This is a genomic window from Neorhizobium galegae (assembly GCF_017877135.1).
In the GTDB taxonomy this organism is placed as follows: domain Bacteria; phylum Pseudomonadota; class Alphaproteobacteria; order Rhizobiales; family Rhizobiaceae; genus Neorhizobium; species Neorhizobium galegae_A.
Map to the genome: position 1 here is coordinate 189,848 of NZ_JAGIPH010000002.1, position 25,968 is coordinate 215,815.

Annotated in this window: 25 protein-coding genes; 11 read left to right on the forward strand and 14 right to left on the reverse strand. The window is 62.5% G+C overall.

Annotated elements, in window-relative coordinates; all coding sequences use genetic code 11:
- Positions 1-5: 5 nt before the first annotated feature.
- The 3 genes from J2858_RS08450 to J2858_RS08460 all read right to left on the reverse strand — a co-directional run bounded on the left by J2858_RS08450 (position 6) and on the right by J2858_RS08460 (position 1,792).
- Positions 6-782: a 3-hydroxybutyrate dehydrogenase gene (locus J2858_RS08450; RefSeq protein WP_210104360.1), complete on the reverse strand. Its 777-nt coding sequence runs from the start codon at positions 780-782 to the stop codon at positions 6-8.
- Between the two features lie 123 nt (positions 783-905).
- The gene (locus J2858_RS08455) at positions 906-1,403 is read right to left on the reverse strand and encodes an invasion associated locus B family protein (protein ID WP_210104361.1); all 498 of its coding nucleotides are present in this window, start codon (positions 1,401-1,403) and stop codon (positions 906-908) included.
- Positions 1,403-1,792, reverse strand: coding sequence for a hypothetical protein (locus tag J2858_RS08460; protein ID WP_210104362.1), 390 nt, complete (start codon positions 1,790-1,792; stop codon positions 1,403-1,405). The genes J2858_RS08455 and J2858_RS08460 overlap by 1 nt, the downstream gene beginning before the upstream one ends.
- A gap of 186 nt (positions 1,793-1,978) precedes the next feature.
- Between J2858_RS08460 and J2858_RS08465 the strand changes: the two genes are divergently transcribed.
- Positions 1,979-3,043 (forward strand): LLM class flavin-dependent oxidoreductase, encoded by a 1,065-nt coding sequence (locus J2858_RS08465; protein ID WP_210104700.1) that lies wholly within the window; start codon positions 1,979-1,981, stop codon positions 3,041-3,043.
- Between the two features lie 25 nt (positions 3,044-3,068).
- Positions 3,069-3,824, forward strand: a complete 756-nt coding sequence (map, locus tag J2858_RS08470; RefSeq protein ID WP_210104363.1) for a type I methionyl aminopeptidase — start codon at positions 3,069-3,071, stop codon at positions 3,822-3,824.
- A gap of 131 nt (positions 3,825-3,955) precedes the next feature.
- Here the strand turns inward: map and J2858_RS08475 are convergent, their stop codons facing one another.
- The gene (locus tag J2858_RS08475) at positions 3,956-5,890 is read right to left on the reverse strand and encodes a methyl-accepting chemotaxis protein (RefSeq protein ID WP_210104364.1); all 1,935 of its coding nucleotides are present in this window, start codon (positions 5,888-5,890) and stop codon (positions 3,956-3,958) included.
- A 397-nt stretch (positions 5,891-6,287) separates the two neighbouring features.
- Between J2858_RS08475 and sbmA the strand changes: the two genes are divergently transcribed.
- Positions 6,288-7,568, forward strand: a complete 1,281-nt coding sequence (sbmA, locus tag J2858_RS08480; protein ID WP_210104365.1) for a peptide antibiotic transporter SbmA — start codon at positions 6,288-6,290, stop codon at positions 7,566-7,568.
- 70 nt (positions 7,569-7,638) lie between these two features.
- Here the strand turns inward: sbmA and J2858_RS08485 are convergent, their stop codons facing one another.
- The gene (locus J2858_RS08485) at positions 7,639-8,736 is read right to left on the reverse strand and encodes a polysaccharide deacetylase family protein (RefSeq protein WP_210104366.1); all 1,098 of its coding nucleotides are present in this window, start codon (positions 8,734-8,736) and stop codon (positions 7,639-7,641) included.
- 115 nt (positions 8,737-8,851) lie between these two features.
- Between J2858_RS08485 and J2858_RS08490 the strand changes: the two genes are divergently transcribed.
- Both J2858_RS08490 and der read left to right on the forward strand, forming a co-directional pair.
- Positions 8,852-9,523 carry a tetratricopeptide repeat protein gene (locus J2858_RS08490; protein ID WP_210104367.1) on the forward strand — a complete coding sequence of 224 codons (672 nt, stop codon included), beginning with the start codon at positions 8,852-8,854 and terminating at the stop codon, positions 9,521-9,523.
- Between the two features lie 85 nt (positions 9,524-9,608).
- Positions 9,609-11,036, forward strand: a complete 1,428-nt coding sequence (der, locus tag J2858_RS08495) for a ribosome biogenesis GTPase Der (protein WP_210104368.1) — start codon at positions 9,609-9,611, stop codon at positions 11,034-11,036.
- A gap of 20 nt (positions 11,037-11,056) precedes the next feature.
- Here the strand turns inward: der and J2858_RS08500 are convergent, their stop codons facing one another.
- Positions 11,057-12,118 carry a glycosyltransferase family 4 protein gene (locus tag J2858_RS08500; protein WP_210104369.1) on the reverse strand — a complete coding sequence of 354 codons (1,062 nt, stop codon included), beginning with the start codon at positions 12,116-12,118 and terminating at the stop codon, positions 11,057-11,059.
- Between the two features lie 186 nt (positions 12,119-12,304).
- On the opposite strand from J2858_RS08500, the gene J2858_RS08505 reads away from it, so the two are divergent.
- Both J2858_RS08505 and J2858_RS08510 read left to right on the forward strand, forming a co-directional pair.
- Positions 12,305-12,547 carry a type II toxin-antitoxin system VapB family antitoxin gene (locus J2858_RS08505; protein WP_210104370.1) on the forward strand — a complete coding sequence of 81 codons (243 nt, stop codon included), beginning with the start codon at positions 12,305-12,307 and terminating at the stop codon, positions 12,545-12,547.
- A complete protein-coding gene (locus J2858_RS08510; protein ID WP_210104371.1) occupies positions 12,547-12,978 on the forward strand; it encodes a type II toxin-antitoxin system VapC family toxin in 432 nt (143 codons plus the stop codon). The genes J2858_RS08505 and J2858_RS08510 overlap by 1 nt, the downstream gene beginning before the upstream one ends.
- Before the next feature lie 4 nt (positions 12,979-12,982).
- Here J2858_RS08510 and J2858_RS08515 read toward each other — a convergent pair whose 3' ends face one another.
- Positions 12,983-13,894, reverse strand: a complete 912-nt coding sequence (locus J2858_RS08515) for a sugar kinase (protein WP_210104372.1) — start codon at positions 13,892-13,894, stop codon at positions 12,983-12,985.
- A gap of 190 nt (positions 13,895-14,084) precedes the next feature.
- Between J2858_RS08515 and J2858_RS08520 the strand changes: the two genes are divergently transcribed.
- Complete coding sequence (locus tag J2858_RS08520) at positions 14,085-15,728, forward strand: alpha-glucosidase (protein ID WP_210104701.1); 1,644 nt, start codon at positions 14,085-14,087, stop codon at positions 15,726-15,728.
- A gap of 21 nt (positions 15,729-15,749) precedes the next feature.
- On the opposite strand, the gene J2858_RS08525 is transcribed toward J2858_RS08520, so the two are convergent.
- Positions 15,750-16,682 (reverse strand): AraC family transcriptional regulator, encoded by a 933-nt coding sequence (locus J2858_RS08525; RefSeq protein WP_348635461.1) that lies wholly within the window; start codon positions 16,680-16,682, stop codon positions 15,750-15,752.
- Positions 16,683-16,895: 213 nt separating this feature from the next.
- Between J2858_RS08525 and J2858_RS08530 the strand changes: the two genes are divergently transcribed.
- The 3 genes from J2858_RS08530 (at position 16,896) to J2858_RS08540 (ending at position 19,375) form a co-directional block, all read left to right on the forward strand.
- Positions 16,896-17,033, forward strand: a complete 138-nt coding sequence (locus J2858_RS08530; RefSeq protein ID WP_210104373.1) for a hypothetical protein — start codon at positions 16,896-16,898, stop codon at positions 17,031-17,033.
- Positions 17,034-17,091: 58 nt separating this feature from the next.
- Entirely contained in the window at positions 17,092-17,334 is a 243-nt protein-coding gene (locus tag J2858_RS08535) for an Atu4866 domain-containing protein (RefSeq protein WP_210104374.1), read from the forward strand.
- 232 nt (positions 17,335-17,566) lie between these two features.
- Complete coding sequence (locus tag J2858_RS08540; RefSeq protein WP_210104375.1) at positions 17,567-19,375, forward strand: M23 family metallopeptidase; 1,809 nt, start codon at positions 17,567-17,569, stop codon at positions 19,373-19,375.
- A gap of 24 nt (positions 19,376-19,399) precedes the next feature.
- On the opposite strand, the gene ade is transcribed toward J2858_RS08540, so the two are convergent.
- From ade to choW, 6 genes are all read right to left on the reverse strand, one after another.
- A complete protein-coding gene (gene ade / locus J2858_RS08545) occupies positions 19,400-21,094 on the reverse strand; it encodes an adenine deaminase (protein ID WP_210104376.1) in 1,695 nt (564 codons plus the stop codon).
- 158 nt (positions 21,095-21,252) lie between these two features.
- Positions 21,253-22,581 (reverse strand): aspartate aminotransferase family protein, encoded by a 1,329-nt coding sequence (locus J2858_RS08550; RefSeq protein WP_210104377.1) that lies wholly within the window; start codon positions 22,579-22,581, stop codon positions 21,253-21,255.
- A gap of 301 nt (positions 22,582-22,882) precedes the next feature.
- Positions 22,883-23,194 carry an ArsR/SmtB family transcription factor gene (locus tag J2858_RS08555; RefSeq protein WP_210104378.1) on the reverse strand — a complete coding sequence of 104 codons (312 nt, stop codon included), beginning with the start codon at positions 23,192-23,194 and terminating at the stop codon, positions 22,883-22,885.
- Positions 23,195-23,309: 115 nt separating this feature from the next.
- Complete coding sequence (locus J2858_RS08560) at positions 23,310-24,044, reverse strand: HugZ family protein (RefSeq protein WP_210104379.1); 735 nt, start codon at positions 24,042-24,044, stop codon at positions 23,310-23,312.
- A gap of 4 nt (positions 24,045-24,048) precedes the next feature.
- Positions 24,049-25,101: a choline ABC transporter ATP-binding protein gene (gene choV / locus J2858_RS08565; RefSeq protein ID WP_210104380.1), complete on the reverse strand. Its 1,053-nt coding sequence runs from the start codon at positions 25,099-25,101 to the stop codon at positions 24,049-24,051.
- Positions 25,098-25,940, reverse strand: a complete 843-nt coding sequence (gene choW, locus J2858_RS08570; protein WP_210104381.1) for a choline ABC transporter permease subunit — start codon at positions 25,938-25,940, stop codon at positions 25,098-25,100. Before choW ends, choV begins: the two co-directional genes overlap by 4 nt.
- Positions 25,941-25,968: the final 28 nt, after the last annotated feature.

Below are 25,968 nucleotides of genomic sequence, written 5' to 3' on the forward strand. Positions count from 1 at the left end.
AGTCGTTACTGGGCGGTCCAGCCGCCATCGATGGAGATATGGGTTCCGGTGATCTGTCGTGCGGCGTCGCTGGCGAGATAGAGGGCGGTGGCCGCAACCTCTTCGATGCTGACGAATTGCTTCGTCGCCTGCAAACGGAGCATGACATCCGTCTTGACCGCCTCTTCCGAGATACCACGTTCGCGCGCCGTGTCGGGAATCTGTTTTTCCACGAGAGGCGTCAGCACATAGCCGGGGCAGATGGCGTTCACTGTAATGCCGAATTCGGCCAATTCCAGTGCGGCGGTCTTGGTGAGACCAAGAATGCCGTGCTTTGCAGCCACATAAGCAGATTTGAACGGCGATGCAACAAGTGCATGCGCCGAGGCGACATTGATGATGCGGCCTTTGCCGGCGGCTTTCATCAGGGGAATGGTGTGGCGCATGGTGTGGAAAGCCGATGACAGCAGGATGGCGATCAGCTGATCCCACTTTTCGACCGGGAAATCCTCGATCTTCGCCACATGCTGGATGCCGGCATTGTTGACGAGGACATCGACGCTGCCGAAGGCATCCTTTGCCGTTGCGATGAGGTCGGCGATTTCGTCCGGCTTCGTCATGTCGGCGCCGTGGTAAAGCGCCCGGCCGGGGCCGAGTGTTTCAAGCTCGGCGCGCGCGGCCTCGATCTCGTCGGCCTTGCCGAACCCGTTGATCACCACATGCGCACCGTCGCGCGCAAAGGCGCGGGCAATGCCAAGCCCGATGCCGCTGGTGGATCCGGTGACGACCACGGTTCTTTCCATGCCTCTCTCCCCCTGCGCCGGTTCTGCTGCAGCGCAAGAGGCAAGGTATGCGCAAACGGGGAGGGCTGGCAACGGCTGTTTCAACCGGGTGAGTGTGTCATCGCACCACCCGGTTGTCGTGGTTTACCGGCAGCGGCTGACTTCGTTGAGGGCGGCCGTAATGCCTTTCAGCGAATAGGTATAGGTCGTATTCGTGCCGCGGGCGGAGACGGCCTTCAGGGTCATGTCGGTTCCGGCGCGCATGGCGGTCACCAGAGCCGGTTCGCGGGCCGGATCGCGCACCCAGGCGGCGTTTTCCTTCGGCACCAGCGTGAAGTTGTCCGCACCGAGCGACAGCGCGACGCGCGAATCCGCTTTCAGTCCGTAGCCCATGATGGCCTGCGGCATCAGATTGGAGGAACCGGCCTGGGGTGCGACGAGGAAGAAGTTTTCGCCATGGTTGACTGCCGCCGGCTGCTGCGAGGTCGGCACCGACAGCGCGTAGCAGCGCTTGGCCTTGCCGCTGCCATAAGAATATACGCCCCATGCATCGAACTGCTTGACCCGGGTCGGCTGGGCGCTGGCGGCAAGCGCGGACATCAGGAGGGCGGATACGGCAAGGACATATGTCTTTCTGGACATCAAATACTCCACGAAATGAGTTGGATGGCAACATCCGCCGCGCGAAACGACAGCGGGTGCAACAGCGTGCGATTGAAAGGGCAGAGGATTAGCGAAAGGTTAAGGGCGGGATCAACCCTTGGCGCTCGCGCCTCACAAAGGGTTGATGACAGGCTGTCGGATTTTGCCGCAGTCCTGCGCTGGAAGGGGAGGCGGGTCCGCCAGTAACGGCTTGCCTTCAGCGCACATGCGTGCCGGAAGGGGCGGGCAAGGGGGGCGAAGGCTTCCAATCGCCCGGCTTTGATGCCGCGCGCTGCACCGCTTTGGTCAGTCGTGACTTTCTTTTTCTTTTCAGTCAGATGCAGGCGAAGGCTGCTACTCTGCCTGCAAAGCCCCTGAATCTGCTGCATTTTTCGCCTAGGGCGACGATGCTGCCTGCGATATTGAGTCCGCCAAGCGCGACAAGCCTCTGGAAACAGGCGCTCTTTTGCCGGGGCGCTATCCAGATTCTCGAAGTCCGCGGTCGAAACTTTCGCCTTTGAGTTTAGGGGCGGTCTTTCTATCTAGGGTCCAAACGCAAATCATGGATACAGATGATGGAACTTGGCCTTTACACTTTCGCGGACGTCGATCCGGCCATTGCAAGCGGTAGCCGTGGCACAGATGCCGCCGTTCGCCTGAAACATCTCCTGGAAGAGATCGAGCTTGCCGATCAGGTGGGGCTCGACGTCTTTGGCCTCGGCGAGCATCACCGGCCCGATTACGCCGTCTCCTCGCCGTCGACCGTGCTGGCGGCGGCTGCGGTGAAGACGAAGAACATCCGCCTCACCAGTGCCGTCTCGGTGCTGAGTTCGGATGATCCGATCCGCGTCTTCCAGCAGTTTTCGACCGTGGATCTTCTGTCCAACGGCCGGGCGGAAATCATGGCGGGGCGGGGCTCCTTCATCGAATCCTACCCCCTGTTCGGTTACGACCTGAACGATTACGACCGGCTGTTTTCCGAAAAGCTCGACCTGCTTCTGACGCTGCGCGACAACGAGATCGTCGACTGGGAAGGGGAGCTTCGCGCGCCGATCACGCGGCGCGGCGTCTATCCGCGTCCGCTGCAGGAGAAGCTTCCGGTGTGGATTGCCGTCGGCGGGACGCCGCAATCGGTGGCACGCGCCGGTGCCATGGGCCTGCCGCTCGCCGTGGCGATCATCGGCGGCGACTATGCCCGCTTTGCGCCCTTCTTCGAGCTGTACCGCGAATCGGCCCGGCGCGCCGGGCAGGATCCGAAATCGCTGAAGACCAGCATCAATGTGCACGGTTTCATCGCCGATACGACCGACAAGGCGGCCGACCAGTTTTACGGCCCGCAGGCCGCCGTGATGGACCGGCTTGGCCGCGAGCGCGGCTGGCCGCCCACCAATCGCGCCCAGTTCGATCGCGCCCGCTCGGCCCCCGGCAATCTCTTCGTCGGCGATCCGGAAACGGTGGCGGAAAAGATCGTCGCTGCGCACAAGGTGTTCGGCAATGACCGGCTGCTGATCCAGATGGCGATTGGCCTGATGCCGCATGAGCAGATCATGCGCGGTATCGAACTCTTCGGCACGAAGGTTGCACCGCTGGTCAGAAAAGCGTTGACGCCTGCGCAGGATGGGGCGAAACCGGCGGCCTGAAAAAAGCCGACCGGGAATTTATGGCATGATCGTTTCCAACGAGACCGAACTCGACAAGCTGAAAGCGATCGGCCGCCTGTGCGCGCAGGCCGTCAATGCGATGGCAAAGGCGCTGGAACCGGGCATCACCACGGCCGAACTCGATCTCATCGGCCGAAAGGTTCTGGAAGAGGCCGGCGCGCAGTCGGCCCCGGAATTCTGCTACCAGTTTCCCGGTGCCACCTGCATCAGTGTCAACGAGGAAGTCGCCCACGGTATTCCCGGTGATCGGGTGATCCGGGCCGGCGATCTCGTCAATATCGATGTGTCGGCTGTCAGGGACGGTTTCTTCGGCGATACCGGCGCGTCCTTTGCGGTTCCGCCGGTCAAGCGCGAGATCGAGCGGCTGGTGCGAGACGGCAGGCGCGCCCTCTGGACAGGCCTGCAGCAGGTGAAAACCGGCAAGCCGATCGCTGGCATCGGTAATGCCATCGGCACATTCGCCGCCAAGAACCGCTATACGCTGATCACCAATCTGGCGAGCCACGGCGTCGGTCGTTCCCTCCACGAGGAGCCGACGGAAGTGCCGACCTGGCCGGATGTCGACGAGACCCGGCTGATGCAGGAAGGGCTGGTGTTTACCGTCGAGCCCTTCCTGTCGCTTGGCGCCACCTGGGCGGAAGACGGCGGCAACGGCGATCCCTGGACGCTCTACGGCGATCCGAAGGCGCCGACCGTGCAGTTCGAGCACACCATCGTCGTGACCCGCAACGGCCCGTTGATCCTGACGCTTGCCGAGTGACCTTCACACGGCGTCATCCTCGGCCGGCTGACGCTGCTTTGAGGATGCGCGCGGATGGACAGACCCGCAAAGAAGAAGGGCGCGCAGCCGTGGCCGCGCGCCCTTCATGTTTTCGGAACGACGTGTAACGGTCAGAACTCGCTCCAGCTTTCCTGTGCAACGGCTGCCGTGCTGCGCCCGGAAAACGCTCCGGCCAGTTTGCGGCCGAGGGCACGTGCCGGCGAGGGCACCGGGCGGCTGGCGGCCGGCAGAGCGGTCGGTGCGGCCTGCCGGGTGCCGTCCTGCAGCTTGAACTGCGTGAGCAGCTGGTTAAGCGCCGTCACTTCGCGGGCAAGGCTGTGGCTCGCAGCGGTCGATTCCTCCACCATCGCCGCATTTTTCTGCGTGTCCTGGTCCATCTGGTTGACGGCGGTGTTGATCTGCTGGAGGCCCGACGACTGCTCCTGCGCGGATTCGACGATGGCGCTCACATGCTGGTTGATCTCCTGAACCTCGGAAACGATTGCCTGCAGCGCCCTGCCGGTTTCATCGACGAGGTTGACGCCTTCGGCCACCTGGGCGTTGGAGGCGTTGATCAGCGCCTTGATTTCCTTGGCGGCCTGGGCAGAGCGCTGGGCAAGCTCGCGCACTTCCTGGGCAACCACGGCAAAGCCCTTGCCGGCCTCTCCCGCACGCGCTGCCTCGACGCCGGCATTGAGCGCCAGGAGGTTCGTCTGGAAGGCGATCTCGTCAATCACGCCGATGATCGAGGAAATCTCGCTGGATGAGGTTTCGATCTTGCCCATGGCGATAACGGCACGCCGCACGATCTCGCCGGACGTTTCGGCGCCGGTCCGGGTGCGGGCCACCAACTGGCCGGCTTCCTGCGCGCGGCGGGTGGAATCGCGCACCGTCGTGGTGATCTGCTCCAGGGCTGCGGCGGTTTCCTCGACGGATGCCGCCTGCTGCTCGGTGCGCTTGGCAAGATCGTCGGCGGCCGACCTGATCTCGTTTGCGCCGGCATCGATGCCGCGGGCATTTTCCGCGACCTGCACCAGCGTCGATTGCAGCTTTTCGGCGGAGCGGTTGAAATCATGGCGCACCGTGTCGAGCGCCGGCGTGAAAGGATCGTTGATGCGGTAGGTGACATCACCGTCCGACAGGTGCGACAGGCCAGCCGCCAGACTGTCGACGGCATGCTGCACACCGGCCGCCTCGCGGGCGCGTTGTTCGTCCCGCTCGATCCGTTCGCGTTCCGACAGGCTGCGATTGGCCTCGGCCTCCTGCGACAGCCGTGTCCGCTCTATGGCGTTGTCGCGGAAAACCGCAACGGCAGCGGCCATCTGGCCCAGCTCGTCACGCCGGTCGAGACCGTCGACCGGCTCTTTCGTCTCGCCGGCCGCAAGCGTCGTCATGCGCGCCCGCAGCGCGACAAGCGGCTGGATGATGCCGCGCGAGGCAACAAGAAGGGAGGCGGCAAAGATGGCGGCAAACAGGAGGCCGAGCGTCAAAAGCGTCGTGAAGATCGTGCTATTGGCCTGATCGGCGAGATCCTGAGCCATGCCTTTCAGCCTCAGTAGCCTCTGGTCGTTCCAGTCCCGCACGTCATTGCGCCAGCCGGACACTTCGGTGTCCATATCAGACAGCAAAGCCAGCGCATCGCTGGTCCTGTTCTGCCCGGCAAGCTCCAGCGCCTTGTGCAGGTTGTTGAAAATGGCGTGGGCGCGCACGGTGAAGCTGTCGATGGCTGCGGCATTTTCCGGCGTCAGCGTCTTTGCCGTTTCGAGACGTTTGAACAGCGTGGTTTCGCCCGAGGCGAAGCTTTCCCTCGTCTTCAGCCGTTGCACCGTGGCCGGGTCGAACACGGTCATCTGGTAGGCGGCATAGGCGGCAGCGACCAGCGAGGCGGTCGAGCGCGCCATCTCGACGGATGCCACCGTATCCTGATTGAGGAAGGTGGAATACGTGCTGTTTGCCGCCTTGTAGCTCGTGGCCATCAGGCTGACGCCGCCAATGCCGATAAGGCCGATGGAGGCGACCAGCGACAGGATCTTCAATCGAATGGGAGTATTCTTCAGGAAGGACAAAACATGACCTCAAATAGAGAGATCCGTTTCTTCCCCGCGTCGGAAGTGGTCGGATGATAACAGGAGCCATGCGCGGACAAAGCTTGGTCATCAAGCCGAAAAGATCAGTTACGTCATCACATTTTGTGGTTGCCAGAAGATTAAGGCAAAGCGCGGATTTTTAAGTCCGACTGATCGGTCGGATTGAGAACGTGGTTTTGCGCGGTCACGGAAACGGGATCGGTGCGGCGGTCCTTCAGCGCTTCTCTTACATTTCCTTCACATTGCATGCCCGCCATTGCCGCCTGCATCGAACTGGCATAGTTTCGCCGCCCGAAGCTGGCAGCATCCGTGCCAGATCCGTATCACGGCCGGACCCGTATCACGGCCGGATCAGCATCAAGGAAAGTCCGTTTCCGTGTTCCACTCCTTCTTTCCCAAACCGAAACTGTTTTTCACCTCCGCAGCCATCTGGTCGCTGGTCTGTATCCTGGTCTGGTATACGGTTGGCCCGCGGCTCGGCGCCGCCGTCGGCTTGCCGCCGCTGGCCGCCGGCCAGACCCCGCCGGTGGGCCTTGCCTTCTTCTTCACCCCCGACAATCTGTGGTTCTATCTCTACTTCACCGTCTTCGTCGGCCTGTTCGGCCTCACATGGCAGGTGATCGCCCGTGGCCACCCCTGGCTCAACTGGTCGGTCTGGGGGTCGGCCTTCATTATCTTCATCGCCTATTTCAGCGTGCAGATCTCGGTCGCCGTCAACAACTGGCGCGGTCCCTTCTTCGACCTGTTCCAGCAGGCGCTGAATGGTGGTGGCACGGTGACGGCGGGCCAGCTTTACGAGTTGCAGCTGCGCTTCCTCGAAATCGGTCTGGTCGGCGTAACGCTCTCGGTCGTCACCGCGTTCTTTACCAACCACTATGTCTTTCGCTGGCGCCAGGCGATGAACGACTTCTACCTGTCGAAATGGGACAAGCTGCGCCATATCGAAGGCGCCTCGCAGCGTGTGCAGGAAGACACGATGCGGTTTGCCAATATCCTAGAGGGTCTGGGCGTCGCGCTGATCAATTCCGTCATGACGCTGGTGGTCTTCCTGCCGATCCTGTTTCGGATGTCGGAACATGTCAGCGAACTGCCGCTGTTGGGCGCCGTGCCGCACGCGCTGTTCTGGCTGGCGATCGGCTGGTCGCTGTTCGGTACCGTTCTGCTGATGGTCGCCGGTATCAAGCTGCCGGGCCTGAATTTCCGCAACCAGCGCGTCGAGGCGGCCTTCCGCAAGGAGCTGGTCTATGGCGAAGATCATGCCGAGCGTGCCCAGCCTGCCACCGTGCGCGAACTCTTTGCCAATGTGCGCAAAAACTATTTCCGCATGTACTGGCACTACACCTATTTCAACGTTGCGCGCTTCGGCTACAACCAGCTTGACGGCATTTTCCTGACGGTAATCCTGATCCCGACGGTGGTGGCCGGTCGGATCACCATGGGCCTCTGGCAACAGATCGCCACGGCATTCGGCGAAGTCACCAACAGCTTCCAGTATCTGGTCAGCTACTGGTCGACGATCATCGAGTTGCTGTCGATCCATAAGCGTCTCAAGGCGTTCGAGGCGGCGATCGACGACAAGCCGTTGCCGGAGATCGACCAGCGTTACCTGAAGCGCGAGGCAGAGGCTGGCGAGATCGCCGCGGACCGGCCTTACTGACGGCCGCGCCTGCGACGCAAGCAGCACGCATTTTGAACCGCATCGGGCAACCGGTGCGGTTTTTCTGCGCTCAAAGGCCGGATGCCGCCCGTTCGGTGTCGTGCCCGCGCCCCGGCGCGCCGGTCTTTTCAAGGGCGGCCATGGCCTCGCCATAGGTCACGCAGGCGACATCGGGGAGGGAACAGATGTCCGAAGCCAGCCGGTCGAGCGCGCGCCAATAGGCTCCCCCGTTCATCAGCACGAAGTGAAAGCCGAATTGCAGTGGCAGGCGCTCGCCGTCGTATTGCGCATCGAAGGCCTTGCGGAAGGCCGAATAGGCACGGTCCTCGAATTCGGCAGAGCGGCTGGGATTTTCGACGCCGGCCGAATGGCGGATGAAGAGGTTATAGTCCATGGCGATGATGTTGCGCCCCTCCGGTCCCTCCGGGATCAGCGGCAGGCCGAAGTTTAAGACGCCGTTTTCACGCCGCGGCCGCATCGGCCCCTTGGTGACCCCGCTTGCATCATAGGCAAAGCCTTCCTGCTTCTCGGCGGTGTTCAATGCCTCGCTCGTCGACAGATACGGGGCGCGAAACCCCTTGATGCCGGCAATGAAGGGCCGCCAGCCCTGCGGCTCGCGATCGCCCGCATCGAGATCGCCCCAGGCGGAGGTGAGCACAGAGCGGAACTTGACCATCTCCTCGCGCCATTGCGCACTCGACCACTGCCGCCCGTCAAAATGGCCGCAGGTATGGCTGGCAATCTCATGGCCTTCCAGATGGGCGTTCCAGATATGGTCGAGCCGGGTGCGCGCCTCCTCGGCCGTCTGGGCAAAGCCGATATTGGAGCGGCCCGGCTTCTGCTGCGGGCCTTCGTAGGTCTTGGCCCGCGCCCGGTCGATGACCAGCGTGCAGGAGAGGAAGTAGGTGAAATGGGCGTTCACCCGCTTTGCCATCTCCCGGCTTCTCTCCCACAGCGCATTGTTGCCGGCGCCGTCGAATGAGATCATCACCAGTTGTTTCGGCTTCTCTTGTGCATGAACAGGCAAGACACCCAGGAAGAGACTGGCAAGCGTGACAGTCAATGGACGGCAAAGGGAGGCTGAAATCGGCAAGAGAAAAACCTGTCTGGGAATGCAAAGGCGGTCTTGTGCTGTTGGAATGCGGCAATCGTTGGAAGGATAGGTCATCGACAGGGCATCAACTCTGCGGCAACTGTCGTCACGCACCCCCTTACATCGCGGGAAAAATAGGTTAGAAGGCAGGCTTTCGAGTTGAAGGGCCGCCGTGCGGCCGGAGTTTGGCATGGTACAGGACAACGACAGCTTTATCCGCGAAGTCAACGACGAACTGCGTTCCGAGCAGTTCACCGGGGCTTGGAAGCGGTTCCGCTATGTCATCATGGGCGTGGCGGTGCTGATCGTTCTCGGCACGGCCGGCTATCGCGGTTATGAATACTGGCACAACCGCAATTCCTCGCAGTATGGCGACCAGTTCCTGGCAGCCCTCAACCTTGCCAAGGACAACAAGGCGGACCAGGCGCTGGCAGCCTTTGCAACGCTGGAAAAGGATGGCAGTGGCTCCTATCCGGTTCTGGCGCGTCTGCGCTCGGCAACGCTTCTGGCTGAAAAGGGCGACGTGACCGGCGCCGTGGCGGCCTTTGATGCGGTGTCCAAGGATAATGCCGTGCCGGCCATCATCCGGGATGTGGCGCGCGTGCGCGCCGGCTGGTTGCTCATCGATGGCGGAACCTATGATCAGGTTTCGGCACAGGTGGAAGTCATGGCAACGCCCGGCCATGCGCTGCGCAATTCGGCGCGCGAGGCCCTGGGTCTTGCCGCCTACAAGGCCGGCGACATGGCGAAGGCCAAGGACTGGTTCCAGCAGATTGCCAGCGATGCGGCGGCGCCGCGCAATGTTGCCAACCGTGCGCAGATCATGCTCGATACGATTGCCGCCTCCGGCAAGGCTGCCTGAGGCAGAACTGTCTGAGACAGAACTGCCTGGGGCAGAACCACCAGGACGACAAACAACAAGACAAAGCCCGGAAAGGGATCCACCCATGAGCTTCACAGTCGCCATCGTCGGGCGCCCGAATGTCGGCAAGTCCACGCTGTTCAACCGGCTGGTGGGCAAGAAGCTTGCGCTGGTGGACGATACGCCCGGTGTCACGCGCGACCGTCGCCCGGGCGACGCAAAACTCATCGACCTGCGCTTCACCATCATCGACACGGCAGGGCTTGAAGAAGCCGGGCCGGAAACGCTCGAGGGCCGCATGCGCGCCCAGACGGAAGCGGCCATCGACGAGGCGGACCTGTCGCTCTTCGTGGTGGATGCGAAGTTTGGTCTCACCCCCGTCGACCAGACGCTTGGCGAAATGCTGCGCCGGCGCGGCAAGCCGGTCGTGCTGGTTGCCAACAAGTCCGAAGCGCGCGGCTCCGATGGCGGTTTCTACGACGCCTTCACGCTCGGCCTTGGCGATCCGGTGCCGATTTCGGCCGAACACGGCCAGGGCATGATCGACCTGCGCGATGCCATCGTCGAGGCCATCGGCCCGGAGATGGCCTTTGGCGACGACGATGACGAGGCTGAAACCGATGTCGACCTGCGTGACCACGAGCGCGACGGCGACGAGGACGAGGACTTCGAGCCGGCCTATGACGACACCAAGCCGCTGCGCGTGGCCATCGTCGGGCGTCCGAACGCCGGCAAGTCGACGTTGATCAACCGCTTTCTCGGCGAAGACCGTCTGCTGACGGGCCCGGAGGCCGGCATTACCCGCGACAGCATTTCCGTCGAATGGGACTGGCGCGGCCGCACGATCAAGATGTTCGACACCGCCGGCATGCGCCGCAAGGCTCGCGTCCAGGAAAAGCTCGAAAAGCTGTCGGTGGCCGATGCTCTGCGCGCCATCCGCTTTGCCGAAACCGTGGTCATCGTTTTCGATGCCACCATCCCGTTCGAAAAGCAGGACCTGCAGATCGTCGATCTGGTGCTGCGCGAGGGCCGCGCGGCGGTGCTCGCCTTCAACAAGTGGGATCTGGTGGAAGACCCGCAGGCGCTGCTGGCCGAGCTTCGCGAAAAGACCGAACGGCTTCTGCCGCAGGCGCGCGGCATCCGTGCCGTACCGATATCCGGCCAGACCGGCTATGGTCTCGACAAGCTGATGCAGAACATCATCGACACCGACATGGTGTGGAACAAGCGCATCTCGACGGCAAAGCTGAACCGCTGGCTGGATACGGTGCAGGTTCAGCATCCGCCACCGGCAGTCTCCGGCCGTCGCCTGAAGCTGAAATATATGACGCAGGTGAAGGCCCGTCCGCCGGCTTTCATGATTTCGTGCACGCGTCCCGATTCGGTCCCGGAATCCTACCTGCGCTATCTGACGAACGGCCTGCGCGCCGATTTTGCCATGCCGGGCGTGCCGATCCGCATTCATTTGCGCGCGTCTGAAAACCCGTTCGAAAACAAGCGCAAGAAGCGCTGACGCCGGGAAGGCGCCGGCGTTTACGAGGGAAGCGCGCGAAAACCGTTGCGGGCGAGGGGACGCATCTTGCGCCCCTGTGCGATCAGCACATTGTTGAGGAACTGTTTTGACGCCGCTTCCCAGGTAAAGTCGCGCGCAAGCCGCCTTGCGTTTTCGCGCGAGCAGGAGAGCGCTTCTAGGCAGGCAAGACGAAGATCCTCGTTGAGGGCACCGGCGCCACTTCCCTCGGCAATAATATCAACCGGGCCCGTCACCGGATAGGCGGCAACCGGAACGCCACTTGCGAGCGCTTCCAGGATCGTGTTGCCGAAGGTATCGGTCTTGGACGAAAAGACGAAAACATCCGCCTGCGCATAGGCGCGTGCCAGATCCTCGCCCGTCTTCATGCCGGTAAACAGCACATGCGGATAGCGCCGCTGCAATTCCTCGCGCTCCGGCCCGTCGCCCACCACCACCTTGGAGCCCGGCAGATCGAGATCGAGAAAGGCCGGCAGGTTCTTTTCCACCGCGATGCGGCTCACCGTCATGAAGATCGGCCGGGGAAGGCCGAAGGGGGCGGCTTCGAGCGGCATCGGGTGGAACTGCGTCTGGTCGATCCCCCTGCTCCAGCGCAGAAGGTTCTTGAGGCCCAGTTTGGAAAGTTCCCGCTCCAGGCTTGCCGTTGCCACCATGCAGCCATTGCCGGCATTGTGGAACCAGCGCACGAAGGCGCGCAGCCAGCGGATCGGCACGGGAAAGCGAGCGGCAACATATTCCGGAAACCGCGTATGATAGCTCGTGGAGAAGGGCAGGTTGTTCTTGAGGCACCAGCGGCGGGCAAGCAGCCCCAGCGGACCTTCGGTCGCGATATGCACCGAGGTCGGTCCGAACTTTTCGATGGCGCGGGCCACGGCGGCATAGCTTGCCACCGACAGCCGGATTTCCGGATAGGTGGGGCAGGGCACACTGCTAAACTCCTGCGGCGTGATCATCGAAACCTCGATGCCCATGCGCGTGAGTTCGCGATTGGTGTTTTCGATGGAGCGTACCACGCCGTTCACTTGCGGATACCAGGCGTCGGTGACGATGGTGATCTTGGTCATGTGCGGCGCAGGCCCCCTGGTGCCAGTGCGCGACCGACTCGCGCATTGCGGCGTCTCTGGCCGTTTCTATCGGCCAGATTTGTAACAGGGGAATGTCAGCGTCACTCCGGCAGTAGTGCGGGCTCCGACCCTTTGTTGCCCCCATACGGCGGAAATGATATCTTAGGCGTGACGTGGAGATATCCTATGCCGCTTTTCGTGCGTGATGATGAGATCACCGCCATGGCCGCTGAGTTGCAGCACCTCACGAAGGCGCCCAGCAAGACGGAAGCCTTGCGCCGGGCGTTGCGCAACGAGCTTGCCCGCACGCGCCAGCAACTGCCCGTGCGTGAACGATTGGCCGCGGCGCGCGCAACGGCCGACGCGATCGGTCCGTCGGCGGACGGGTTTGACCAGAAAGCATTTACCGACGAACTCTGGGGCGAGTAGTGTATTTCATCGATGCTTCCGTCATCATTGCGATCCTGAAGCCGGAGCGCGATGCCGAGGACTGGATGCTGACGCTGGAACAGGCCGGAGGCCCCTTCCATATATCGCCTGTGGTTCGAATGGAGGCGAGCCTCTCGCTGGCGCGTGCCAAGGCGGATGCTCTTCCGCTGAAGAACCGCCGGATGCCGGATATCCTCAGCGCAGCAGGCCGAGCCGTCGATCAATTCATGGAAGCCTTGGCGGTTGAAGACATGCCGATCACGAGCGAGATTGGCCTTGCCGCTCGCAATGCTGCGCTCCGCTACGGCAAGACCGTTGGCCATGCTGCCCGGCTGAATATGGGCGATTGTTTTGCCTACGCCTGCTGCAAGTCAGCCGGGCTGACGCTGCTCTACAAGGGTGAGGATTTTCGTCAGACGGATCTCGCCTGAAACATCACTCCGGCAGTAGCGCGGGCTCGATGAGGGCGCCGTGGTGGCCGATGACGACGGAGGCGATGGCGGCGCCGTGGGCGGCTGATTCGGCAAGCGAGGCACCGGTCATCAGGCGCGCGAGGAAGCCGGCGTTGAAACTGTCGCCGGCGCTCGTCGTGTCGACCAGTTTTTCTGGCGGCACGGCGGGTACGAAGACGGTGCTGTCGCCCTCGGCGACGGTTGCACCCTGAGCGCCGTTCTTCACCACGATCTTTTCGGCACCGAGCGAGCGGTAGCGCTCGATGGTCGCGGCGACATTGGCATCCTCGAAATGGGCCGCTTCGTCGTCAAAGCTCGGCAGCACGATGGAGGCGGCGCGGGCGCCGGCGCTGATCGTGTCGAGCATGCGCACACGGTCGCTCCAGAGACGCGGGCGGATATTCGGGTCGAAGGCCACCGTCTTACCGGCGGCGCGCGCGCGGCGCAGTTCCGAAAGCAGTGTCTCAGTGCCGGTGACGCCGAGAATGGCAAGCGTTATGCCGGAGAAATAGAGGAGGTCAGAACTTTCGATGGCCTGCCGCAGGTGATCGGCATCATCGGCCAGAAGCCTGGCGGCAGAGGTGTCGCGCCAGTAGCTGAAGGTGCGCTCGCCGTCTTTCAGGGATATCAGGTAGAGGCCCGGCGTGCGGCCGGGAATCCGCCGGATCGATTGCGTGCCGATATCGGCCTTTTCCATGAAGGACAGCATTTCATCCGACAGCGGATCATCGCCAAGACCGGTCAGGTAATCCACCTGCCAATCGGCGGGAAGGGCCGCGCGCAGATACCAGGCCGTGTTGAACGTATCGCCGGCAAAGCCCTTGCGCAGCAGTCCCTGGCCCGCCTGGGCCAGTTCCACCATGCATTCGCCGATCGAAAGAACCCGCTTTGCCATCCCATTCTCCCCGTGACACCGTTCGGCAATAGGCTGAAGCGGCGGCCAAGGCAAGGCCCGGTCTGTGGCGATGTTCAGGCTTTTGCCTGCATCTTCGGGCTCGCCATGATGTCGACATTTGTCTTTTGTGAGAAGGGAGCTAGGTTGTGGGGTGAACGGAACATGGAAGGAGTGAAAGACGCACATGGCGATGCTAACGGCACAGAAAGGCGATCCGAACTGGTGGCGCGGCGCGGTGATTTATCAGGTCTACCCGCGCTCTTTTCAGGACACGACCGGCGATGGCATCGGCGATATCAGGGGCATTACTGAGCGCCTGCCGCATATCGCCTCGCTTGGCGTCGACGGGATCTGGCTCTCGCCCTTCTTCACCTCGCCCATGGCCGACATGGGCTATGACGTTGCCGATTACTGCAATGTCGACCCGATGTTCGGAACGCTTGCCGATTTCGACGCCATGATGGCCGAATGCGAGCGACTGGGGCTCAAGGTCATCATCGACCAGGTGATCTCGCACACCTCCGACCAGCATCCCTGGTTCATCGAAAGCCGGTCGAGCCGCAGCAATCCGCGCGCCGACTGGTATATCTGGGCCGACCCCAAGCCCGATGGCACCGCCCCCAACAACTGGCTGTCGATCTTCGGCGGGCCGGGCTGGGAATGGGATGGCGTGCGCAAGCAGTATTACATGCACAACTTCCTCGCCTCGCAGCCGGATCTGAACTTTCACAATCCGGATGTGCAGGATGCGATGCTGGCCACGGTGAAATTCTGGCTCGAGCGCGGCGTGCACGGCTTCCGCCTCGATACGGTCAACTATTATTTCCACGACCGGCAGCTGCGCGACAATCCGCCGATGGTCTACGACCCGCATTCGACGGGGCTGGAAACCGATACCAATCCCTATTCGATGCAGCACCATCTCTATGACAAGAGCCAGCCGGAAAACATCGACTTCCTGAAGCGGCTGCGCGCGCTGCTGGACGAATACGACTGCCGCACAACGGTGGGCGAAGTGGGGGACGGCGATCGCTCGCTCACCACGCTCGCCATCTATACCAGCGGCAATGACAAGCTGCACATGTGCTACACGTTCGACCTGCTGAGCCCGCGCTTTACTGCCGAGCATATTCGCAGCGTCGTGTCGAAGTGCCAGGAAATCGTCACCAATGGCTGGGTCTGCTGGGCCTTTTCCAACCATGACGTGGTGCGCCATGTGACGCGCTTCATGGAACATGCCGGCGAGCGGGAAGCAGTGGCCAAGATTGCGATCAGCGTGCTTTCCACGCTTCGCGGTTCCATCTGCCTCTATCAGGGTGAGGAACTGGGTCTGCCGGAAGCCGAGCTTGCCTTCGAGGATCTGCGCGATCCTTACGGCATCCGCTTCTGGCCAGCCTTCAAGGGCCGTGACGGATGCCGCACGCCGATGGCCTGGGATGTCGACAAACCGCTGGCCGGCTTCAGCGAGGCCAACAAGGCCTGGTTGCCGGTTCCCCCGGAGCATCAGGCGCTCGCCGTCAACGGGCAGGAGAATGTCGAGACCTCGGTGCTCAACCACTATCGCCGCACGCTTGCCTTCCGCAAGGCGCATCCGGTGCTGCTCGATGGCGACATGACCTTCCTCGAGACGACGGCCGATCTTCTCGCCTTCGTGCGGGAAAAGGCCGGCGAGCGGCTGCTGTTCGTCTTCAACCTCACGCGCGCGCCGCAGGACTTTGCCCTGCCGGCGGCGATGGCGGGCGCTACGCCGCAGCCGATGCCCGGCTATGATCCGCCGGTCGAGGCTGGCGTCGTTAAGCTCGCGGCACTCGACGTGTTCTGCGCCCGCCTCTGACCCGGAGTCCTTTCTGAACGATCAGGCCGAGGCCGGCGCATAGCGCGCCGGCTCGCTCTTCAGGCGCGAGACGTCCTGAATGGGCGGTGCGCCGAAGAGGCGGCGGTATTCGCGGCTGAACTGCGAGGGGCTGTCATAACCGACGCGGTGGGCAGCACTTGCGGCATCCAGCGCTTCCGACAGAATGAGCCGCCGCCCTTCCTGAAGCCGCAGCTGTTTCTGGTATTGCAGCGGGCTCATGGCGGTGACTTCTCGAAAATGCTCGTGCAGCGAGGATGCGCTCATGCGCGCTTCTTCGGCCACTCTGTCGATGCTGAACGGCTTGTCGAAATTCTGGCGGATCCAGGCGATCGCGCGGTTCACCTGCGACAGCCGGCTTTCCGGCATCAGCATGCGCTTCAGTTTCTCGCCCTGATCGCCGCGCATCAGCCGGTAGAGCAGTTCGCGCTCGGCAAGCGGCGCCAGAAACGGAATATCCTCCGGTGTATCGAGCAAACGCACAAGCCGGACGGCCGCATCGAGAAGCTGCGGATCGCTGCGGCTGAGGCACAGTGCCTTGCCGCAGCTCTTCGTATAGGGCGCGGTTGCCGGGCTTTTGGCGGCCTGCGGCATCACCTCCATCATCATGGCACTCAGTGCCGTCATGTCGAGATCAAGCCTCAGGCTCAGATAGGGCTGCTGCGGCGTCGCATTGGTCACCTGGCCGGTGATCGGCAGGTCGGCCGAGGCGATCAGATGGCGGGAAGGCCCGTATTCAAAGACTTCATCCGCCAGCAGCACCTGCTTCGTGCCCTGCGCGATGATGCAGAGCGAGGGTTGCTGCACGCTTTGCGACGGTTCCGTCTCCTTGGACATGCGCACCAGCGAAAGCCGCGGGATGGCGGTTGCAACCATGCCGTCCTGATCGGTGTGTTGTGCAATAAGGCGGGTGAGTTCGTTCAATCGGTGCATCATCGGCAGACTCGACACTCCTTGGAAAACCGTGCGTTGCGGCCTTTTGTGTAGGGTGAAACTAGCAGCCCGGCTGTGCCTGCGAAAGAGCCTGTTCCGAACTTCCGGATTTTTGTGCAATCTTCGCGGATTCCTGATCTACCGCGTTCCTGCTGGCCTCGGCCATATTGGGTTCAGCAAACGACATGCTGATGATGTCGAAGAAAGGAGACGGAGATGCGTAATTTCCAGCGACTGCTCGAAAGTCCCATGACATGGCTCGTGGACCGGTTTGACCGGGCCCGGCAAACCTATCGCGCGACGCTTGCCAGGCGCCGGGATGCGGATCTTCGCCGCCGCTACATGAACGGTTGACCTCGGCGGGCCGGCATTTGCCCTGCCGGCTTCCCATCCTTCCAATTTCGACAGGGAGATGACGATGACGTCTCACGCTTATACCGGCCTCTGGGTCACTGCGGATGGCCATATCCGCCACGCACTTTTGCCCAATGGGCGCTACGTGGAAGCGCGCGGTTCCCGCGAAGGCGCCTACAAGGGGCGCTACGAGATCAAGGGCGACCAGATTTTCTACAAGGACGATACCGGCTTTACCGCCGACGGAGAGTTTCGCAACGATATCCTCTATCACGCCGGCATGGTGCTTACCCGCGACTAGAACTGCCGCATCTGTGCTCACAAAGTCGGCGGCTTGGCGTTGATCTGGTCGCCGCAAGGCTGGGCGGGCACCGCAAGGGAAAGGTCATGCGCACGCAACGCTTGCGCTGATCTCTGGTCCTGCCGCCCAGGGATGGTGGTGGCCTGTGTGAAACTGTCGCCCGCACCCCCGCGACACATTTTTGCCACGGATCCTGATAGTGTCACGCTGGGACCTGAGAGGGCATTGGCGGATGACGGATTGGATACTGCGCGAACCGACGCAGCAGCGCGGGTTTGGATTTATCCATCCGGCACAAACCGTTATCCGGTTTTCCCTGCTCAGCCACTGGCGCGCGATCCTCGCCCTCGTGCTGCTGGCGACCGCCTCCCTCTTCCTGCTCGGCGAATGCATGGCGTTTACGCTGGCAAGCCGGGCCGTACCGCAAAAATCCACCGTGTGGCGCGCGCCGCGCCGTGAGGCGAGGAGCACGCCCAAGCAGAGCCGTGTCTGGATGCCGGTCCTGGCCGACGCGCCGAAGCTCGACCTCATCGAGCGCATGAGCGACGGGTCCTTTGCCCGCTCCGCCTATTTCGACGTGTCGCTTGATCTGGCAGCGGATGCGGACGCGGTGAAACCGACGCCCGTCAGTGCCTATCAGGAGGCGCCGGCGCGCAGCGATCCGTTCGATCTCGTCATGCGGGGCGGCCTTGCGAGCGGTGCGCCTGCGCCGGCCACTGTGCTGCCGAGCGCGCGTCCTGCAAAGCTTGCAACGGTCGTCAAGGCCGGGCGTCAGGCTTTTGTGCGCAGTGAACCCATCAATGTCAGCGTCGCACCGGTGAAGCCTGCGGTATCCAGCATTCGCCGGCTTGTTTCCTTGCCGGCGCGTGAGGAACCGCTCGGCAATATCGAGGGTGCGGTCGATGTGCCCCGGGAAGAGTTTGCAAGCCTTGCCCGGGAACTGGGCGCCGACAGCGTCAAGCCGGGCGAGGAACTGGATATTCTGGTGCAGCAGCCGGGGCAGGGCCCGACGCAGATCGTCTATGCCCGCCATGTCTCCAAGGGACGCGGCGAGCGGCTTCTGGCGCGTCTGGATGACGGGCGGTTCCGGACTGCTCCCGACCGCCATCTCTACGACCGGCTGGTGGCAGAAGCGATGGCGGCGGAGGCTCCGGCCGCGCCGAAGCCGGCTGTTCGCCCGCAGGAAAGCCGTGATCTTGGCCGGGCGGCCGCCGATTTTCCCAAGCTTGCTGCCCATCTGAAACAGGGCAAGGTGCCGGTCCGCGTTGGCCTTCAGGTCATCGAGCTGTTGAAGGCCAATGATATCCACTGGTCGAAGCCCGACGAGATGCCCGTGCTCGACGTGGTGTTCCGCAAGAGCGAGGACGGCAGCGACGATCTCGTCTCGATCACGCTACATGAAGGCGATGCCGAGCGGCATTTCTATCGCTACCAGGCCTCCGAGGACGGGCGAACGGAATTTTTCGACCATGAGGGACGGTCCGTTTCAAAAAGCCTGATGCACAAGCCGGTGCCGGCGGGCAAGCAGGGCGATGGTTTCGGCTGGCGCGTCCACCCCATTCTGCAGGTGAAGAAGTTTCACAACGGCGTGGATTTCAGGGCGCCCAAGGGATCCCCGATCATGGCCGCCGGCGATGGCGTTGTGGAGAAGATTTCCTGGGAAGACGGCTATGGCAAATTCGTGCGCATCCGCCACGATGGCGGTTACGAGACCACCTATGCCCATATCGACGGCACCCCGAAGGATTTGAAGGTCGGCCAGCGGGTCTCGCAGGGACAGGTGATTGCCTTTGTCGGCTCCACCGGTCTCTCCACCGGCCCGCATCTCTATTACGAACTGCGCGTCGGCAATAATTACGAAGACCCGACCAAGGCGCAGATGCCAGCCGGGACCGTGCTGCGCGGACGGGCGCTTGATGAGTTCCATCGCCAGGTGGCGCATGTGGAAGCGATCACCGAGGCGATCAAGACGACGGCGACCTCGGCCGCCGAAGCCGTGGCCCATGTGCTGACACCGGGAGAGGCGAGGGGACCGCAATAGGCGGCCCGTGCGCCATCCCGGCCCTCAAGCCAGCAGCATGAACTTGTCGACGTCGACCATGCCTTTGTCGGAAATCTTCAGGTGTGGGATGACCGGCAGCGGCAGGAAGGCCACCTGCAGGAACGGTTCGGCAAGCGTGGTGCCGAGTGCAAACGCCGCCTTGCGCAGGTCCGTCAGCGTGTCACGCACGCGCTCATAGGGCTCAAGGCTCATCAGGCCGGCCAGAGGTAGCGCAATCTCGCCGGTCACCTTGCCATCCTCGACCACGACGAAGCCGCCGCGGATGTCCGACAGTCGGTTGGCGGCCAGCGCCATGTCCTCTTCGCTGACGCCGACGACGCAGATATTGTGGCTGTCATGGCCGACGGTGGAGGCGATCGCGCCGCGCTTCAGGCCAAACCCCTGTACGAAACCATTGGCATGGTTGCCGTTCTTGCCGTGGCGTTCGATGACGGCGACCTTGATGATGTCGTTTGCGAGATCGACCGTCGTCTGGTTGCCGGAGGACGGCAGGCGGTAGCGGCGGTGCTCGGTGATGATCTTTCCCGGCAGAACGCCGATCACCGGCTGTTCTTCCGTCTTCACCGGGACGGCGAAATCCGCGGCCTTGACCATGCGCGCCTTGACGCTGTCGAGGCCGACCGGCTCGACCGGCAGGCGGGTGGCAAACAGTTCTTTCGTAACGCGGCGGCCGGCGGCAAACACCATCTCTGCCTTGCAGTTTTCAAGGCTGTCGATGACGACGAGATCAGCCCGCCAGCCGGGCGCCACAAGACCACGATCGCAAAGGCCGAAGGCCCGGGCCGCCGAAATCGAGGCGGCGCGATAGATGGCGAGCGGTTCGACGCCATGGGCAATCGCCGTGCGGATCATGAAATCCAGATGGCCTTCCTCGGCGATGTCGAGCGGATTGCGGTCATCGGTGCAGAGCGCCAGATAGGGCGACAGGCGCTCGGTGATGATGGGCATCAACGCATGCAGATCCTTCGAGACGGAGCCTTCGCGCACCAGGATGTGCATGCCCTTGCGGATCTTTTCCATCGCCTCTTCGGCGCTCGTCGCCTCGTGCTCGGTGCGGATGCCCGCCGACAGATAGCCGTTGAGGCCGTGGCCGAGAAGCAGCGGCGCATGGCCGTCGATATGGCCGCCCTGAAAGGCTTGAAGCTTTGCCATGCAGATCGGATCCTTGTGGATCACGCCCGGGAAATTCATGAACTCGGCAAGACCGATGACCTTCGGATGATGGCGAAACGGCAGGAGCCGCTCGATCGGCAGATCAGCGCCTGCCGTTTCCAGGTGCGTGGCCGGCACGCAGGAGGAGAGCTGCACGCGGATATCCATGATCGTCTGCTCGGCCGAGTCGAGGAAGAACTGGATGCCCTCGGTGCCGATGACATTGGCGATCTCGTGCGGATCGCAGATGACCGTCGTCACCCCATAGGGCAGCACGCAGCGGTCGAATTCATGCGGGGTCACCAGCGAGGATTCGATGTGCAGATGCGTATCGATGAAGCCCGGCACGACGATTTTTCCGGAAATGTCGATTTCCTCGATGCCCTCATAGGCCTCGCAGGTGCCGACAATGGTATCGCCGCAAAGCGCGATGTCGGAGGCGACAAGGTCACCGGTAACCAGATCAAAGAAGCGGCCACCCTTCAGCACGATATCGGCTTTCGCCCGGCCGGTGCCCTGGTCTATGCGGCTCTCAAGATCGCTCATCGTCTACCTCGGTCTGTTTCCATGGACAGAGATTACCGGGATGGCGCCGGGGCGGAAAGGGGCAGGGCGGTATTTGCTTCCCGCATGGCTGGGCAGGCGGGTTCCCGCAGAGAGATGATGCCGGGGCGGACGCATGACGCCGCCGCCCCCGGTGATGATCAGATGTTGTTGTTGAGGATCTCGCGCAGCTTGCCGAAAATCTCGTCGATATGGTGCTTTTCGACGATGAGCGGCGGCGACATGGCGATGATGTCGCCGGTGGTACGGATCAACAGGCCATTCTCATAGGCCTTCAGGAAGGCGGAGAAGGCGCGCTTGGTCGGTTCGCCGGCGATCGGATCGAGTTCGATGGCGCCGATCAGGCCGAGATTGCGGATGTCGATGACATTCTTGCAATCCTTCAGCGAATGCAGGCCGTCTTCCCAATAGGAGGCGATGTCGGCTGCGCGCTCGAACAGGCCTTCTTCCTTGTAGGTGTCGAGCGTGGCAAGGGCTGCGGCAGAAGCGATCGGGTTGCCGGAATAGGTATAGCCGTGGAAGAACTCGATCATGTGTTCCGGGCCGTTCATGAAGGCATCATGAATTTCGGCGGTGACAAACACGGCGCCCATCGGGATCACACCATTGGTCAGGCCCTTGGCGGTCACCATGATATCCGGCTTCACGCCGAAATACTGTGATGCGAACGGCGTGCCGAGGCGGCCATAACCGGTGATGACCTCATCGAAGATCAGCAGGATGCCGTGCTTGGTGCAGATGTCGCGCAGCTTCTGCAGATAGCCCTTCGGCGGAATGAGCACGCCGGTGGAGCCTGCAACCGGCTCCACGATGACGGCGGCCACGGTGGAGGCGTCGTGCAGGGTCACGATGCGTTCCAGTTCCGCCGCCAGATCGCCGCCCACTTCGGGCTCGCCGCGGGTGAAGGCATTCTGGCCGGGCAGGTGGGTATGCGGCATGTGATCGACGCCGGTCAGCAGCGTGCCGAACATCTTGCGGTTAGAGACGATGCCGCCCACCGAAATGCCGCCGAAATTCACACCATGATAGCCGCGCTCGCGCCCGATCAGGCGGAACTTGGCGCCATTGCCCTTGGCGCGGTGGTAGGCGATCGCGACCTTCAGCGCAGTGTCGACCGATTCGGAGCCGGAATTGGTGTAGAGCACATGCTCGAGACCCTCGGGCGCGATGTCGACCAGGCGGTTGGCGAGTTCGAAGGCTTTCGGATGGCCGAGCTGGAAGGCCGGCGCATAATCCAGTTCGCCGGCCTGTTCGCGGATCGCCTCGGTGATCTTCGGGCGGCAGTGGCCGGCATTGACGCACCAGAGGCCCGCCGTCGCGTCCAGCACCTGACGGCCGTCATGGGTCGTGTAGTGCATGTCCTTGGCGCCGACGAAGAGGCGCGGTTCCTTCTTGAACTGGCGGTTTGCCGTGAACGGCATCCAGAACGCCCGCAAGTCGTTGGGGGCGGTATTCAGGCGATTCGACATCATGATCTCCATGGCCTTGCCAGAGCGGGGGCCAGTACCCGGCCGGCGACCCTCTGGCCAGCGGCAATGCGCTTAAAGTTACCGAGCGCGGCACGGTCGTCAAGCGGGCTTTGCCGATGCAAAGACCTCAACTCGCGACGAAATTTGATGAAAGGAAAGTCAGCGGCCGGTGCAGCGCCAAGGCGCACCAAAACCGGCAAGGGCGCGCCCAAAAGCGCGCCAAAACTGACAGACCGGAGCAAAATCTTGCCCGGCTCCCGCCTGTCATTCAATCATGTTCAGCCAGATGGCAGCGCTGTCATCAGGCTGCAGATTTAGCCTGTTCCGGCTCGCAATACAGGAACTCGAGCGTTTCGAGAACTTTCATCACAGACTCGGCCGAGCTGGAATAGTAGATCGTCTGCGCATCGCGGCGCGTGTTGACGAGCTTCTGGGCGCGCAGCTTGGACAGATGCTGAGACAGAGCCGACTGGCTGAGCCCGACCTTCGTCGCCAGTGCCCCGACGGCAACCTCGCCCTTGACCAGGCAACACAAAATCATAAGCCGTTTCGGGTTGGCCATGGCAGACAATAAATTCGCTGCTGCAGCCGAGTGATCAGTAAGTGGGTTCATCTCTTCGTTCCTCAGTCATCCCCTAGCGATCGCCACCGACCGTAACCGGTAACAATGTATCACAAATCTAGCAATTTTCGGGTCGGATTGTATATCCCTAAATTTTACGTACTCGTTATACAGCTTTAAGTATTATATCAATTTCCTGCTGTGCGTCTTTAGAGGTACGGCAGAGGGACGAAAATTCATGGCGAACGGCATTCGACGGGCAAATCAGGTCGAATCCCGCCGGATCTACCCCACAAATTCGGTAGATTTTTGAATCTCGTGCCCCGGCTGCCGCAGCAATCCCGCGGACATCGCTATGCTGCATTATAATAGTTTCCTGAAGAGCCAGCCAGTCCGGCAGATCCTCCGGCATTTTGAAAAACAGCGCACTGCCATCGATTCGGTAGGCGCGCCCGAAGCCGCCGTTGAGCGCGGCCAGTTGCGGTATCAATCGGAAGAATCGGAAATCCGGAAAGTCGATATAAAGAGAGGCCTTAGGGTGCCGGTTGAGGAAACGCATGCGTATGCGAAAATGGTCGTCGCCGTCGCGCGCGACCGCTTCCGCCGTGCAGGACACGGTGATGCGCGGATGGGCAAGCGGATCTCCCTTGCCCGGTTCGCCGGCCAGCAGCGAGCAGCGCGGATCTGCCTCAAGGCTTCTTGTATGCCCTGCCAACTGCGAGACGAGGATGATCGGTACGCCATCGAGATCGGTTGCAACCAGCGCGCGGCTGACCTGCGGAAAGCCGGTTTCCGGATCAAGGACACCCAATGACACGCTGCGGGCCGCCCGCACGAGGCAGCGCGCCTGTTTGAGCGCTGCCTCGTCTGTGTCCCGCAGAACCGAAGGCTTGTCAGACACGTTGCTAGACCTCGCGCCGGCGATGCCGCGTCAGGCCGGCGATCACCTCGTCGGCGCCAACCGTGCCGATCACGGTGCCATTGTCTACAATGCCGACCACGCCCGGCTGGCGCGCCATGGCATCGAGGATGTCGACGAGCGGCGTTTCGGCCCGTGCGGTGGCCGTGACGGGTTGCTGCGCGCCGGAGAGGGCCGCGCCCTGCCGCATGATGTCGCCGGCGGTCAGCATGGTGATCGGATTGAGGTTCTGCACGAAATCGGCGACATACTGGTCGGCCGGCGCCTGCACGATCTGCTGCGGCGTGCCGCACTGGATGATGCGCCCGCCCTCCATGATGGCAATGCGGTTGCCGATGCGGAAGGCCTCGTCCAGATCATGGCTGACGAAGAGGATGGTTTTCTTCAACCGGCTCTGGAATTCCAGCAACTCGTCCTGCAGCCGCGTGCGGATCAAGGGATCGAGCGCGGAAAACGGCTCGTCCATCAGAAGGATTGGCGCGCCGGTGGCAAAGGCGCGGGCAAGCCCGACACGCTGCTGCATGCCGCCTGACAATTCGCCCACCTTGCGCTCTCCCCAGCGCGACAGGTTGACCAGCTCCAGCTGTTCGGCGACACGCTGTTTCCGCTCCGCCTCCGGCACGCCGGCAAGCTCCAGGCCGAAGCCGACATTGTCGGCAACCGTGCGCCAGGGCAGAAGCCCGAACTGCTGGAACACCATCGAGACCGTGTGCATGCGAAGGTCGCGCAGCGCCTTTGCCGAGGCCCGGTAGGGATCGATCGAGCCCTTGGCGCTTTGCACCGTGACACTGCCGCGCACAACCGGCGCAAGTCCGTTGACGGCACGCAGGAGTGTCGACTTTCCCGATCCGGACAGGCCCATCAGCACGAGGATCTCGCCCTCCTTGATGGTGAGCGAGGCGTTCGAGACCCCGAGCACCAGACCCGTCTGGGCGCTGATCTCGTCGCGGGTGCGGCCCTGGTCCATCAGCGGCAGCGCCCGATCGGGCCGATCGCCGAAGACGATGTCGACACCGCCGAATATGATCGCGTCGCTCATGCGCCTTCTCCTGTGTCGGTGCGGAACATGCGGTCGAGAATGATCGCGAGGATGACGATGCACAGGCCCGCCTCAAAGCCGCGGGCGATGTTGACGGTGTTGAGAGCCCGCACCACCGGCACCCCAAGGCCGCTTGCGCCGACAAGGGCCGCAATGACGACCATCGACAGCGACAGCATGATCGTCTGGGTGAGGCCCGCCATGATCTGCGGCATGGCAAAGGGCAGTTCCACCTTGCGCAGCACCTGCGCGGGCGTCGCCCCAAAGGCCATGGCCGCTTCCGTCAAGGCATCCGGCGTCGAGACGATGCCGAGCCGGGTGAGCCGGATCGGGGCCGGGATGGCGAAGATAACGGTGGCGATGAGGCCCGGCACCATGCCGAGCCCGAAGAGGATGAGCGCCGGAATGAGGTAGACGAAGGTCGGGATGGTCTGCATGAGGTCGAGCACCGGGCGCATGACCTCGTAAAGCCAGGGCCTGCGGGCCGCCGCAATGCCGAGCGGCACGCCGATCGCCATGCTGACGGCGGCAGAGGCCACGACCAGAGCCAGTGTCTCGGTGGTTTCCTTCCAGTAGCCCTGGTTGATGATCAGGAGCAGCCCGAGACAGGTGAAGAGGGCCGTGCCGAACGAGCGGCGCATGAACCAGGACAGGGCGGTAAAGGCAAAGACGATGACGAGCGGATGCGGCCATTGCAGCACGAACAGCAGGCCATTGATCACGCTCGACAGGACGGAGGAGAGCCAGTCGAAGAACCAGGCGCCGTTGAGCGTCAGCCAGTCCACGGCATTTTTGGCCCACATCCCGATCGGAATACGGTGGTCGGTCAGAATTTCCAAGGGCTTCTTCCAGTGCGGGTCAGGTTTC

Bases quoted from the DNA above. Each gene is read 5' to 3' on its own strand.
- J2858_RS08485 (WP_210104366.1), bottom strand. From the start codon at position 8,736: ATGACCTATCCTTCCAACGATTGCCGCATTCCAACAGCACAAGACCGC.
- J2858_RS08500 (WP_210104369.1), bottom strand. From the start codon at position 12,118: ATGACCAAGATCACCATCGTCACCGACGCCTGGTATCCGCAAGTGAAC.
- J2858_RS08460 (WP_210104362.1), bottom strand. From the start codon at position 1,792: ATGCAGCAGATTCAGGGGCTTTGCAGGCAGAGTAGCAGCCTTCGCCTG.
- J2858_RS08505 (WP_210104370.1), top strand. From the start codon at position 12,305: ATGCCGCTTTTCGTGCGTGATGATGAGATCACCGCCATGGCCGCTGAG.
- J2858_RS08535 (WP_210104374.1), top strand. From the start codon at position 17,092: ATGACGATGACGTCTCACGCTTATACCGGCCTCTGGGTCACTGCGGAT.
- J2858_RS08555 (WP_210104378.1), bottom strand. From the start codon at position 23,194: ATGAACCCACTTACTGATCACTCGGCTGCAGCAGCGAATTTATTGTCT.
- J2858_RS08450 (WP_210104360.1), bottom strand. From the start codon at position 782: ATGGAAAGAACCGTGGTCGTCACCGGATCCACCAGCGGCATCGGGCTT.
- J2858_RS08490 (WP_210104367.1), top strand. From the start codon at position 8,852: ATGGTACAGGACAACGACAGCTTTATCCGCGAAGTCAACGACGAACTG.
- J2858_RS08530 (WP_210104373.1), top strand. From the start codon at position 16,896: ATGCGTAATTTCCAGCGACTGCTCGAAAGTCCCATGACATGGCTCGTG.
- J2858_RS08550 (WP_210104377.1), bottom strand. From the start codon at position 22,581: ATGTCGAATCGCCTGAATACCGCCCCCAACGACTTGCGGGCGTTCTGG.
- J2858_RS08520 (WP_210104701.1), top strand. From the start codon at position 14,085: ATGCTAACGGCACAGAAAGGCGATCCGAACTGGTGGCGCGGCGCGGTG.
- map (WP_210104363.1), top strand. From the start codon at position 3,069: ATGATCGTTTCCAACGAGACCGAACTCGACAAGCTGAAAGCGATCGGC.
- der (WP_210104368.1), top strand. From the start codon at position 9,609: ATGAGCTTCACAGTCGCCATCGTCGGGCGCCCGAATGTCGGCAAGTCC.
- J2858_RS08515 (WP_210104372.1), bottom strand. From the start codon at position 13,894: ATGGCAAAGCGGGTTCTTTCGATCGGCGAATGCATGGTGGAACTGGCC.
- J2858_RS08525 (WP_348635461.1), bottom strand. From the start codon at position 16,682: ATGATGCACCGATTGAACGAACTCACCCGCCTTATTGCACAACACACC.
- J2858_RS08455 (WP_210104361.1), bottom strand. From the start codon at position 1,403: ATGTCCAGAAAGACATATGTCCTTGCCGTATCCGCCCTCCTGATGTCC.
- choV (WP_210104380.1), bottom strand. From the start codon at position 25,101: ATGAGCGACGCGATCATATTCGGCGGTGTCGACATCGTCTTCGGCGAT.
- J2858_RS08465 (WP_210104700.1), top strand. From the start codon at position 1,979: ATGGAACTTGGCCTTTACACTTTCGCGGACGTCGATCCGGCCATTGCA.
- J2858_RS08540 (WP_210104375.1), top strand. From the start codon at position 17,567: ATGACGGATTGGATACTGCGCGAACCGACGCAGCAGCGCGGGTTTGGA.
- ade (WP_210104376.1), bottom strand. From the start codon at position 21,094: ATGAGCGATCTTGAGAGCCGCATAGACCAGGGCACCGGCCGGGCGAAA.